We start from the raw sequence: 11,697 nt of genomic DNA, 5'->3' as shown, positions 1-11,697 counted from the left end.
TCCTAAAAGAACACACGTACGGGAGAGCGATATGGCGGCCAGGCTCAGGGCTGTGAGCAGCAAGGTTCTACGACTGATCTTGTATATCCGGGTGTCCACCGCCCGAGAGGACATGATCAGTCCCGAGCTGCAAGAGCACACCGGCCGCAAGCATGCCGCCGACATCGGGGCCGTCATCGTGGACGTGGTCCACGACCTTGACCTGTCGGGGGGCGACTTCGCCAAGCGCAAGATCGGCGCCATCATCGCCCGTGTCGCCAACGACGAGGCTGACGGGGTGCTGGTCTACAGGTGGGACCGCTTCGGCCGGAACATCGAGCTGTCCCTGACCAACATCCGGATGCTGGAGGGTCTGGGTGGTGTCGCGAAGTCTGCGACTGAGCACTTCGACACGAAGACCGCCGCCGGCCGGTTCGCCCGGACGAACATGCTGGGTGTTGCGGAGCTGCAACGCGAGCAGATCGGCGAGAACTGGATGAGCACCCACGCCCGCCGGCTGCGGCTGGGGTTGCCGCACCACGGGGCGCCGAGGTTTGGCTACTGGTACTGCGACACGTGTCCGATGCCGGAGCCCCGTTCGCCCAGGGGAGTCCGCAGGGAGCGCAAGCAGCGGCAGACCTGCGCGAAGTGCAAGGCAGGCATCCAGATACCCCGGCCCGTCTATGGCGAGGCGCTTGCGTACGCCTTTGAGGAGTACGCAGTAGGTAAGCCACTGAGCAAGACGGCGCACGAGATCAAGTTGGATGGGATCCGGGCCTACTCGGGGAAGATCTTGACAGCGCAGGATCTCTTGGGGGCCATGGACACCGGGTTCGGTGCAGGGTATCTGCGGGTCACGCCGACGGCGCAAAGCTGGGCGGACGAGTTGGAAGAGTCCGCCGTCGAGTCCATCGGGATTCACAAAATCGACCGGTTCTTCTGGCTCCCCGGCGCCCACGCGCAGGTGATCAAGAGCGAAGACACGTGGGATGCCTACCTCGACAGGCGCCGAGCGGGAACGCGGATCGCCTCTCACAAGACCAAGGCGAAGTACCGCGCGAGCGGTCTGGTCGTCTGCATCGACTGTGGCGACAAGAGCGGGTCCCCGATGCGCGCGGGCAGCTCTCGCGGCGCGGCGGGCGGTAAGTACCTGACGTGGAGGTGCCGCAGGATCGACACGGGCGAGTGCAACCACTCCAATGCCAGCCGCGCCGCCGTCGATAACGTGATCTACAACTGGCTACAGGACCGGGCGAAGGACAACGGCACCGCGAGCGCGACAGCACAGGCGACCGTCGAGGCGGAGACAGGGCGGGCAGACCCTGTCGCCGAGTGGGAAGCTGAGATCGCCCGCTTGAAGGTCTTGAAGAAGAACCTGGTTCGCATGCGGGCGGCCGACGAGATCGACCAGGCGGAGTTCAGCGAGCAGCGCGACGACATCGCCCAGGAGATCAGCGACGCCGAGGCCAAGGTTCGGAAGGCCAAGCGCCGCAAGCAGCCCACCGTACCCAAGCGGGAGATCTTCGAGGGCCTGATGCAGGAGTGGGGCCACATGGACGAGGACACCAAGCGGGCGGCACTCCGGAAGGTCATTTGGCGTATAACGGCCGAGCGAGGGGAGTTCCACGACGAGGGCCGGTACAAGGTCATCCCCCTGTGGGAGCGGCCCGAGCCCGACGAGGATCTACCCGAAGCCGTGTAAGACGACGATGGCACTGCGCCGCCCCACCTGGTTGGTCGAGGGCGGCGCAGTGCTGTATCAGGCAGCGGCGGGGAAGTCGATCACGTCCGCGTGGTCAGCTTCTGTGGTCTCCAGCTCACGCAGGTAGCGACGGGCAGCGGCCTTGCCGATGATCTCCCAGAACTCATCCCAGCATTCAGCTTCCGTGGGACGACGATCAGCGCGGCTCATGCCCATACCTCCCCTTCGGTCTTGGCCCGTTCCTTATCGGCGCGGGTCTGGTTGATCTCGTGGCGTGTCTGGTTGGCGAGGAGTTCTTCGCCGGGGCGGTAGCCGGAGGCGAGGTAGGCCCAGGAGGACTCGGTGACGAGCACGGTGTCTGGGGCGGGCGCGGGGTGGCCGGCGCGGACACGGGCGGCTTCTGCCTGGGCAAGGCGCCAGGCGCGGCGGACATCGCGGAGTGCGCCGAGGGTGGTTGAGTAGGCGCGGGACTTGGTGGAGAAGTGGCCGCGGAAGCCGAGCATGTGTGCCCACTTGCAGAGCTTGAGGTCTGCGAATTCGGGCAGGCCGCCCAGGTCCCAGGCGGTACGGATCATCTGCCGGACGTGGCTCTGCACCCGAAGGTTCTTGATCGGCTCTGCCTGGCGGGTGCCGTGGCAGTCGGGGCACAGGTCACGGATCGTGCCGCCGACAGTGCCACGACCGGAGCAGGTCCGGCAGACCATCGTCCGGTCCACGGTGCCGGAGTCCTCAGCGCTCTTCGTGGCGTACTTCGCGACGTACCCCGCAACAGCGGCGTCAGTGAGTTCACCGTCACCGAGTGCGGCGATCTCCCGGACGTCGAGCTTGTCGCCCCAGCGGATGTCACGGTCTCCTACGGTGTCGGAGGTAACGGTGAGCACGCAGCGCCGGGCAGCCGCGCCGATGGCGTGGGTGAGCGCGTCGACGGTGGCGAAGGCCGGCGGGGGGCTGGTGTGGCCGTCGGGGCCGTCGAAGCGGATCACCGCGTGGAAGTGGACCAGGCCGCGCTTTTGGTACTCGGCGACCTTGGCGAAGGAAACCCGCACAGCGGCGTTGAGCGCCTTCTGCGTCATGCCCAGGTGCGCGGCCAGCTCACGGCGCATGTAGGCCGTGAAACGGGCCCACAAGGCCCCTGCGTGGGCATTCCAGAGGACCGCGCCGGTGTAGTCGTACGCTTTCGGGTCGAGCGGGGTACCCAGCTCGGGCGCGTCTTCCCCGTGGTGCTGGCCGCAGCGGCAGGGGTAGGGCTTGCCGGTGTTGGTAGTGGGCCGGTTGTGGACCGGGCCGAAGGAGGGGGCGGTGAGGGTGAGAAACACACGGGGGTGTGTGCGGACGGTTTCGGGGACGTTCTTGCCGCCGCACAGTCCGGCGCGGACGAGGTGGAACGTGTCGGCGGCGTAGGTGCGGGAGCAGGCCGGGCAGCGCGAGGCGCGGCGGTTGCCGCAGGCCGTCAGCAGGCGCCCGGTGGGTTCGTCGGCGGTCGAGTACGAGCGGACCACGGCGCCGGTTTCGGCGTTGCGGGTCTCGGACCAGCCGGAGAGGTTGACCGGCCGCGCGCATCCCCGGAGTCGGGTGATCTGGTCGCGGGTGCGGTCGAAGTCTTGGAGGTTGGCCAGTTCGATCAGGTCGCGTACGGCGGGGCTGATCACGTGCCGCAGGTCGAGGTTCCGGGGCATCGGCGGGGTGTCCTTCCGTACGGGGGTGAGGGCCCCGGGCCGCACCCGAGCAGGGGGCGGGGTGCGGCCGGGGGCATGACTGGCCAGGCCCATGGGGGCCAGGGGTGGGGGTTGCCGGGAAGGCCGGCGGGAGGGTCAGGCGGTCAGCGCGGCGTGTGCGGCGGTGGCGAGGGGGAGGCCGACGCCGAGGCGTGCTTTGAGCTGTGCGGCGGTGATCGGCTGACCGTGTGTCGCCGTGTGTGCGTCGGCGATCTCGCGTGCGGCATCCAGCAGGGCCGCAGGCACCTTCGAGGCCGGAGCGACCACAGGAGCCGGGGCAGCTACAACCGGGGCCGGGGCGGCTAGTGTTGCGGCCGGGGCGGGCGCCGGTGCAGGTGCCGGGACCGGTTCGGGGTCCGGGACGGGTTCGGGGTCCGGGAGAGCCGGGGCGGGTTCCGGGGCCGACTCGGGGACGACCACCGCAGCCGGGGCCGGGGCGATGATCGGGGCCGGGGCGGCGACGGTGTGGAAGTGGCGCAGGAGGGCGGGGCCGACGGCGCCCCAGCCGAGGAGGAGCAGGGGTGCGACGGCGTCCACGCAGGCGCGGCCGTAGTGTCCGGCGATGATCGGTTCGGCGATGTTCAGGGCGAGGGTGAAGAAGCCGGAGGCGTGCATCAGGCGGGTAGCGCCCTTGAGGTCATCGGCCGGTACTCCGCGCAGGGACAGGTACCGCAGGGCGACCAGGAGGCCGACCACGGACAGGTCCACCATCGGGGCGATCAGCGGGGCGACGGGGCCCGGTACGCCCAGGCGCAGGGCGAGGTTCCAGACGTTGCCGAAGGAGAACACGAAGGCCAGGGCGGCGATGATCGCCATGACCACGGTCACGGTGCGCTGAGTGATCCGGTCTTGGGACATGAGGGTTTTCACCTCCTTCCACGGCTGTGCGAGGGGCAGAGGGGCGGGGGCGGTCAGGCGGCGATGAGGTCGGGGCCGTCCTCGTCGGGGTCGTGCTTGGCGAGGTCCGCGACGCTGCGGCCGGTGAGGGTTTCCAGGAGCTTGAAGGGGTCGCGGACCAGGTGCGCGGTTTCGGCGGCGATGTGGCCTGCGTGCGCGTCGGGGACGTAGGGGGTGCGGATGCGGACGAAGCCGGGGCGGCCCTGGGCCGACATGACGGCCACGCCGACATAGGCGGGGTCCTGGAGGTTGATGGGGTTGGCGTCGGGCCACTGGCGGATGTCTTCGCCGAGGGCGGCCACCGCGGCTTCGGCGGTCTTCTGTGCGAAGGACAGGCCGACCGGGCACACGTCCCGGATGAAGGTGGGGATCGCGTCGCCGGTGGTCTTCTGCGTGGTGAGGATCGCCAGGATGCCGAACGCGCGGCCCTTCTTGACGAGGTCTTCCGCCAGACGCGCGTTCTCGGCGGCGAGCGCGGCCAGGCGCTTGGTCGCGGGGTCGGAGCCCTTGTGGTCGCGGAAGTAGGTGTGGGCTTCGTCGATGTTGACGACGATCAGCGGCCACATCTCCGAGGGGCCGACGTGCCACATGTTCTTGACGCCCAGGACGCTGGTCATGCACGCCGAGCGGGCACGACGCAGTTCCACCAGGCGCTTGAGGAGCTTGTTCGCCGACTCGAGGTCATCACCGCAGAAGGCGAACATGCGCTGGACGAGTTCGGCGTAGTCGCCCTCCCGGGCATGGGTGACCTTGCCGTCCAGGGTGACGAACTGGATGGCCGGCGAGGGTGCCCAGTCACAGACGAGCCGGTTGGTCAGGGACGTCTTCCCGAAACCGGGCAGACCGCCGACCGTGACGCCGGGAACATCCTTCAGGGACACGGAGACGGGCATGCCGAACTCATCCACGCCGAGTTCCCACACCGCGTGTTCCTTGGGCGGGCGGCCGGTGGGCACGTGCTCGGTCGGAGTGGTCAGCGGGTCCACGCGGACGCCACGGATCAGCACCTGTCCGGGCTTGTCCCCCGGCAGGACGGACACACGGGTCATGCGCCACGCGTCCGCGAGGTAGGGAGCGGCCTTCTGGAATTCGGCCAGGCTCACCTTCGGCAGGCAGTTCGCCCGTGCCATCACCCCGAAGGCATCCGGGGTGACCTTGAGCGCCGGGGTCAGGACGCGGGGCTTGTGCTGCTTGGTGCCGTCCGTGTTCGCGAGTTCGGCCATCAGCGTGGGCATCTTGTCCGTGACGGACAGGCCCGCCATCTGCGCGAGTCGCTTCCAGCCCCAGCGGATCCGGACGGCCTGGCGGATGCTGATCCGCTCCATCGGCGAGGCCCGCACGTAGCGGAAGATCCACACCGCCGCCCACAGGGCGATCACGGCGATGCCGAGCCACATCACGGCGTTGAGCCAGCCGAAGGCTTCGTTGAGTTCGTTCATCGGTTCGTGCCGTTCGTGTCGTAGAGGGAATCGGTCGAGGAGGGTTCCAGGTCCCCCCACCCAGCGGGGGTGTGTGCGGGCGGCAGTGCTGCCCGTGCCGCAACGGCGGCCACCGCGTCCACGAGGAACGGGGTGAAGCGGTGGCCGCCGTCATGGAGGTCAAGCGGGGCGGGGACGCTCACGCCGCCGCGCCCTCGGGCATCGCCGGGGCCTCCATCAGCTCCAGGGCCGTGCACCGGTAGGCCACGCCTTCCTGCAACTGCTCGTTGAAGATCCGCGCCCACGGGGAGGCGAACAGGTTCACCGGGCGGACGAAGCGGCCCGGGTGCAGGCCGTTCGGGAGGCCGTCCGCCGGAACGGTGACCTTCATGACTTCCGCCCGCTCGTCCTCCATCAGGAAGAGCGTCACGGTGAACAGCGGCTGCCCGGTCTCCCGGTCGGTCGCACGCAGCCCCTTCTCCTGGTCCGCCCACTTCGGCACCGCCGGGGTGCCCGTCATGCACTTCGTGGACTGCTGGAACCCCACACGGATGTACGTCCTGGCCATGGCAAATAAGCCCTTTCATTCGGGTTTGACCGGCGATCCCGGCCACGCCCAAATAAAAGCACACCGTTGCAGGCACCTGCAACACCCATCGAGCTACAGCGGCCCGTATCAGTTGGCCACAGTGACTGCGCACCCCACGTAGGCAGCCGTATCCTCGGGGCATGACACTGCCTCTGGACCGAGACCACCGCCCGCCCTACGTGCAGGTCGCCGAGTACCTTCGCCGCCAGATCGAGAGCGGCGAGCTTGGGCCCGGCGACAAGCTCCCGTCCTCCCGTGAGCTCCAGGAGAAGTTCGGGATCGCCAGCGCCACCGTGCAGAACGCACTCAGGGCGCTGAAGACCGAGGGGCTGATCTACTCCGTCTCGGGCCGGGGATCGTTCGTCCGCCGGCACGAAGCCGACCCCGAGGGCGGGCAGGCCGAAGGGGGCGCATCGACCGACACGCCCCCCAAGCCTGCGGATGACCGCTACTTCCGGCTCGCCATGGAAGTGGAAGAGCTAAAGCACGACATGACGATCATGCGCACGACTCTCCAGAACCTGCTTGAGCTCACTCAGCAGATGGCAAAGCACATCGACGCGAAAGCCTGAGCATCTCCGCCTGCACCTTCAGGAGCAGCGCCGACAAGTCGGCCAACTCACCCTTGAGGCCCTTCACGTCAGCCTCCAGTGCCGCAATCTCCGACTCGCTCATTTCGTCCCCGCCCCTTGCCGTGCCGCCGTTCCGTACCGCCTTGCAAAACACCCCGTCCGCCGGCCCCGGTGAAGCGCGCCCGCGCTCTTCGGCCACGCACACCGGAACCATGCTGAGCACGGGCGCACCGCCGCAACCGTGAAGCCCGCCGGGCGGGAGCACGCCAGAAAGAACCTTTCTGCGTCCCGCCTCACGGGCGCCAACCTCGCAGCGCAAGACCGCCCCACGGGGAGCCGCCAACCGCTCCGACCAGCAGTCACCATCGCTGCGCACCACTTGCCCCACCCTCACTTCCCCGCCCCGAACCCACGGGCAATCCTCCGGAGATTCCGGGAATTCCGAATTCCCGCCCCGCCTGGTAGAAGCCGCCCGGAAGGGTTGCTCACTTGCTACAGGTGTCGAAATCCCCGAGCGTGTGACGCCCTCCCGTGTGACTCCCATCACAGGCACCTCCCTTTCGCTGTTCGACCCCTCCGGCTGACCACAAGGATCCGGAGAATCCCCGGTTTCGCTAACCGGGGATCGTCGGGTATGTTGCGCGCCGCATTGATGCGGATCGCCCATAGAGGTGTCGCCGACGGCTTTCGGGTGACATTGAAGCTCTGTGGCCTGCATCACACGTCCCGCTTCCTGTGTGCACGGCACCGGACCTTCCAGCGCGGGCCGCACGCAATCAGCGAAAGCGGACACCCCCCTCAGACCACGCATCCCCACACCCTCTTCCCGTCGGCCACGACACACCCGGGAGCCGTCACCGCCCGGATACAGCGCGAAGAGACCCACCCGGCCATCACGCCTGTGGACAACTTCGGGGACCATCAGACCGCGCCAAGCCTGTGGATAAGTTCTGGCGATCCCGAGACCAGACCGCCATAAACCATGCAATACGCAACAGAACGGATTAGAGCATGAGGAAACAGCCCATACCTGGCGGCCGAAGCGGCCCAAGGGATGAGCTGTCCAAAGTTTCTTTACTGGATCAAGGCGGCCCGCTGACGCGGGCCGCGCGGCGCGGCGGCCCCAGGCCGCCGCTGGCTCCATGTCTCCGCCACCGCCCGCGACGGCCCCCGCCCACTCGCGCCGCAAAAGCCCGAGAAGCGGTCGAGCCAGACCCCGGAAGAACCCCGACCGCTACCCCACGGCAGGCACAGCCAACAGGAACGGGACGTACGCCCAGCTCGCACAGGTCGCCGCGGATTGCTGTTCAACCAGACGTGGCCGGGGCGGCCGGCCTCCACGGCTTTACCCACCTGTTCGGGCCGGGGCCCGCGTCGGGCAAGTCCAGGGGGCCACTCGTTCAAATTCCGGGCAGGATCAAAGCCTGCCCGAGTTGCCGGGCCAGCGTACGGCCCCCTGAACATGCCCGACCCCAACCCGAACAGGACACCGGCCAAAGCCGCTCCGGCCGACCGCGACGTAGACGGTCGCGCTCATCGGCAACTGTCAGAGAACGGGCCGGACTTGGGATGTACTGGCCTGGCGTCGGAGGGCGACGCCGGGGCCGGGCTCGACATCGGGGCGATGTCAGGCGACAGCAGGAAGGGCCTGGAGCCGATCGCGAAACTCGCGGACCGACGGCACTCCGGCGTACGGCTCCAGGTGTGCGCTGAACTTCGCCAGCCGGACAGATGCACGGTCCGAGCGCACGCGGTTCTCCAGCAGCTCCAGGCCGAGGTTGGCGGCGTCCAAGGCCCCGTCCAGGTCCCGGGCAGCCAGGCGTGCCGTGGCGAGGCGGCCGGAGCGTACGGCGCGGTCGCGCGGGACCGCCTGGGCCACCGCGACCGCGAGGGCGCTGGTGGCACGCTCGGGGAAGCCGGAGCGCAGCATGATCTTGCCCTCGGTGGACTTGAGTTGAGCTTCCCCGTACCAGCCCAGCCAGTCGGGTCGGTCGCCTTCGTGGTGGGCGCCCCACAGGTCGTAGGCCCGGTTGAGTGACTTACCGGCCGCCTCGTGCTGGATGTCTCGGGACAGGGCTTCGGCCTGGTGGAGGTAGAGGTACGAGGCTGCCGCCGGTGGGAGGGCCGTCGGGGCGTTGCAGATGGCGGTGTCGATGAGCTTCACGCGCGCGGCTGTGTCGCCGGAATCGGAGATGTGGATGCCCATCTCGGCCAGGATGAAGGCGCCGAAGCCGTCGTCCTTCGCGCTGTGGGCGCTCCGCAGGGCGCCAACGTAGTAACGCTGCCCGAGGGAGCGAAGGCCCTTGTCGTAGGCCATCCAGCCCGCGAGGTACGACACCCTGGCCGCCGTGGCGTACAGCCGGTGTTCTACGGCGTCGGTGTAGCGCCCGTGGTCGAGGAGACCCGTGATCAGGGAGAGGTCACCGGTGGCCTGCTCCAGGAGGCGGGCGCCGCCCATCTGAGCGTCGAGTGACCGGAGCGTGTCGACGCGCACTTCGATGGTGGTCACCATCTCGTCCGTGACGCGGTCGCCATCGAACGCTGAAGCGAACGCTTCCGGCGCGGCTGCCCAGTTGGCCGCAACGCCCGTCAACGCGGCCCCGGTGATGGACAGGAACCCCCGACGATCCATATGGCCACTCCTGACCAGATCGGCAAACACCTTCACGGTACCGGCCGGAGTCCATGGGGCCACCAGTGCCGTTGACTCCCAGGCCGGTAGCCACCGGGGCCACGCCGCCGAACGTACGTGGTCCTCGGGCACGCCCAGGAGGTGGGCGAGCACCAGTTGGGCGTCCAGGTCTGGTTCCTGCCCCTGCTCCCACTTCCAGACCGTTGTCCGGTTGGTGGCCAGCGGTACGCCCAGCGCGCTCCCGCGTTCGCACATGAGCCGGGCTAACTCGGCCTTGCCCCAGCCCTTGCCTTCTCGCACGTAGGTCAGCGGGTGCAGAGCCATCGGGTCAGACATCCCACCTCTCCCCTCAGGTCGGTAGTCAGGAGGCTACTCCCCGTGTGAGAAACGGGGGTTTCTCTCGCTGGAGAAACCCCCGGGAAACGTTCCGGGCCCGTGGTCCACGGCCGTTCACTGGGCCCCACGCCGTTCGGAGCCGAGCACCCCCGGGCAACCGGCTCCCCCGCACCGCTCCGGACGGCTCCCAGGACCGCAGCCCGTCATCGACGCCCCCTCACGTGGGTGACGGGCTGCACCACCCCCGAGGAGGCCGTAATGAGCCAGCCCCTGCCCGTGCGCGCGCCGGGTGCCAGCGGACGTCAGCACACCGTTCCCGAGCTGCCGACCGGTCCGAGCCCGGCTTTCCGTGCCCGTGCCGAATCCGGCTGGGCGGCGAGATTCCCGCGTTGCGGAGGGGGTGACCGCGAGGAGTCCGAGCGGTGAATCCGGTCGACGCCGAAGGCCGGGAGGACCACCCCCTCCTCCACCGCCAGGTCCGCGACATCGCGAGCCGGGGCGAAGGGGAGCTGGCGGAAGTCGTCCACGAGAGGCACGGCGGCCGGCTCATCCGCATCGCCTACATCCAGCCCGCGAACGGCATTGGTTGGGCGACCGCAGCCGACAACATCGGGCCCGCCTGATGAGGCAGCGCCTCGCGGTCCTGGCCTACGTCATCGCCGTTACCGCGCTCGTCGTCACGTTGGCCATCGCCGGAAGTCCGGACCACTGAGAACGGGAGGAGCACCATGCGAGGTATCGCGAACCGCGGTTTCAATTACCGCCAGGCCGTGACCGAGGAATGGTTCCGCACCGAGGTCCTTCCTCGAGTATCCAGCGCGCGGTTCCTCCCCTACCAGGTGCGGCAGCTGCGGAGCGAGCACCTTCCCGCGATGCTGCGCGAGGAGGACCGGAAGAGCATGGCCCGTATCGCGGGGGACCTGGTGAAGGTCTCCGCGCGGTGGCGCTGCCTGCCCTTCCATTACTTCCGCTACGGCGGGTACCGGCGCGAGGTGTCCGCCGAACGAGCCTGCTCGTACCTGCCGGAGACGGCCCTCTTCCACCGGTTCCTGCCCCGTGTGAACCGCGACACGATCGAGCTGGACGACAAGACGTCCTGCAAGAAGATCCTCGCCTCAGACGACGTCCCGCAGCCGGCACTGATCGCGAGCGGCGACCGCCACGCGGGCGTGATGTCCGACGGCGAGGCGGTGGCGCTGCCGGACGTCCTCGATCGCGTCACCGGATTCGAGCGCGTGGTGGTCAAGCCGTCCCGCTACTCCAGCGGCGGATCCGGCATCGTGATCGTCCGACCTGGCGAGGACGGCTTCGACCTGGCGGGCTACGCGCAGCAGTGGGGTACGTGGCTGGTGGAGCAGCACGTCCCGCAGCATCCCGACCTGGACGTCCTGAACCCCTACGTCCTCAACACGTTTCGCGTGATCACGTTGCTGCGTGAAGGTGTCGCCGAGGTCCTGTACGTGATGCTGAAACTCGGGGGCGCCGAGGGCATCACCGACAACTCGGCCGCCGGGGGCATGCAGATCCGAGTCCACACTGACGGAAGACTCGACCGCCACGGCTACGACCGGTACCTGAACGCCCACACCCGCCACGGGGTCAGTTCGGTGCCGTTCTCCGAGCACCGGATCTCCCGCATGACGGAGGTCTGGGAGCTGGCCGCCCGCTGTGCCCGCTTGTTCCCGCAGGTTCCCTTCATCGGCTGGGACATCGCCCTCACGCCCGAGGGGCCTGTGGTCATCGAAGGCAACAGCAGCCCTTCCCTCGCACACATCCAGCGCACCCACGGCGGCATCGCGCTGGAGCTTGTCCCCGCGCTCCGCTCCGTGATGGATCGCCCGATCATCTGACCAGGAG

10 protein-coding genes are annotated in these 11,697 nt (G+C 68.7%); 4 read left to right on the top strand and 6 right to left on the bottom strand.

Going from position 1 to position 11,697, the window contains the following annotated elements:
* Nucleotides 1-52 precede the first annotated feature (52 nt).
* The gene (locus ABZW32_RS04935; RefSeq protein WP_356211228.1) at nucleotides 53-1,681 is read left to right on the top strand and encodes a recombinase family protein; all 1,629 of its coding nucleotides are present in this window, start codon (nucleotides 53-55) and stop codon (nucleotides 1,679-1,681) included.
* 57 nt (nucleotides 1,682-1,738) lie between these two features.
* Here ABZW32_RS04935 and ABZW32_RS04930 read toward each other — a convergent pair whose 3' ends face one another.
* The 5 genes from ABZW32_RS04930 to ABZW32_RS04910 form a co-directional block, all read right to left on the bottom strand.
* Nucleotides 1,739-1,891, bottom strand: coding sequence for a hypothetical protein (locus ABZW32_RS04930; RefSeq protein WP_356211225.1), 153 nt, complete (start codon nucleotides 1,889-1,891; stop codon nucleotides 1,739-1,741).
* Entirely contained in the window at nucleotides 1,888-3,357 is a 1,470-nt protein-coding gene (locus ABZW32_RS04925) for a zinc finger-like domain-containing protein (RefSeq protein ID WP_356211223.1), read from the bottom strand. Before ABZW32_RS04925 ends, ABZW32_RS04930 begins: the two co-directional genes overlap by 4 nt.
* A 135-nt stretch (nucleotides 3,358-3,492) precedes the next feature.
* On the bottom strand, nucleotides 3,493-4,254 hold the full coding sequence (locus ABZW32_RS04920; protein WP_356211221.1) for a DUF2637 domain-containing protein: 762 nt from the start codon (nucleotides 4,252-4,254) through the stop codon (nucleotides 3,493-3,495).
* A 53-nt stretch (nucleotides 4,255-4,307) separates the two neighbouring features.
* Nucleotides 4,308-5,732, bottom strand: a complete 1,425-nt coding sequence (locus ABZW32_RS04915; RefSeq protein ID WP_356211219.1) for a cell division protein FtsK — start codon at nucleotides 5,730-5,732, stop codon at nucleotides 4,308-4,310.
* A 178-nt stretch (nucleotides 5,733-5,910) separates the two neighbouring features.
* Nucleotides 5,911-6,279: a hypothetical protein gene (locus ABZW32_RS04910; RefSeq protein ID WP_356211217.1), complete on the bottom strand. Its 369-nt coding sequence runs from the start codon at nucleotides 6,277-6,279 to the stop codon at nucleotides 5,911-5,913.
* 161 nt (nucleotides 6,280-6,440) lie between these two features.
* Here ABZW32_RS04910 and ABZW32_RS04905 point away from each other — a divergent pair, with 161 nt between their 5' ends.
* Nucleotides 6,441-6,872 (top strand): winged helix-turn-helix domain-containing protein, encoded by a 432-nt coding sequence (locus tag ABZW32_RS04905; RefSeq protein WP_356211214.1) that lies wholly within the window; start codon nucleotides 6,441-6,443, stop codon nucleotides 6,870-6,872.
* Between the two features lie 1,627 nt (nucleotides 6,873-8,499).
* Here ABZW32_RS04905 and ABZW32_RS04900 read toward each other — a convergent pair.
* Nucleotides 8,500-9,840, bottom strand: coding sequence for a transcriptional regulator (locus tag ABZW32_RS04900; protein WP_356211212.1), 1,341 nt, complete (start codon nucleotides 9,838-9,840; stop codon nucleotides 8,500-8,502).
* Nucleotides 9,841-10,262: 422 nt separating this feature from the next.
* Between ABZW32_RS04900 and ABZW32_RS04895 the strand changes: the two genes are divergently transcribed.
* Together ABZW32_RS04895 and ABZW32_RS04890 are read left to right on the top strand one after the other, a co-directional pair.
* Nucleotides 10,263-10,463 carry a hypothetical protein gene (locus ABZW32_RS04895; protein WP_356211210.1) on the top strand — a complete coding sequence of 67 codons (201 nt, stop codon included), beginning with the start codon at nucleotides 10,263-10,265 and terminating at the stop codon, nucleotides 10,461-10,463.
* 147 nt (nucleotides 10,464-10,610) lie between these two features.
* Entirely contained in the window at nucleotides 10,611-11,690 is a 1,080-nt protein-coding gene (locus ABZW32_RS04890) for a sugar-transfer associated ATP-grasp domain-containing protein (protein ID WP_356211208.1), read from the top strand.
* Nucleotides 11,691-11,697 lie beyond the last annotated feature (7 nt).

It is taken from the genome of Streptomyces sp. NPDC004667 (assembly GCF_040609475.1).
Classification (GTDB): Bacteria; Actinomycetota; Actinomycetes; order Streptomycetales; family Streptomycetaceae; genus Streptomyces.
This window is presented reverse-complemented; position numbering and strand designations above follow the sequence as displayed.

Bases quoted from the DNA above. Each gene is read 5' to 3' on its own strand.
- ABZW32_RS04915 (WP_356211219.1), bottom strand. From the start codon at position 5,732: ATGAACGAACTCAACGAAGCCTTCGGCTGGCTCAACGCCGTGATGTGG.
- ABZW32_RS04930 (WP_356211225.1), bottom strand. From the start codon at position 1,891: ATGAGCCGCGCTGATCGTCGTCCCACGGAAGCTGAATGCTGGGATGAG.
- ABZW32_RS04910 (WP_356211217.1), bottom strand. From the start codon at position 6,279: ATGGCCAGGACGTACATCCGTGTGGGGTTCCAGCAGTCCACGAAGTGC.
- ABZW32_RS04925 (WP_356211223.1), bottom strand. From the start codon at position 3,357: ATGCCCCGGAACCTCGACCTGCGGCACGTGATCAGCCCCGCCGTACGC.
- ABZW32_RS04905 (WP_356211214.1), top strand. From the start codon at position 6,441: ATGACACTGCCTCTGGACCGAGACCACCGCCCGCCCTACGTGCAGGTC.
- ABZW32_RS04920 (WP_356211221.1), bottom strand. From the start codon at position 4,254: ATGTCCCAAGACCGGATCACTCAGCGCACCGTGACCGTGGTCATGGCG.
- ABZW32_RS04900 (WP_356211212.1), bottom strand. From the start codon at position 9,840: ATGTCTGACCCGATGGCTCTGCACCCGCTGACCTACGTGCGAGAAGGC.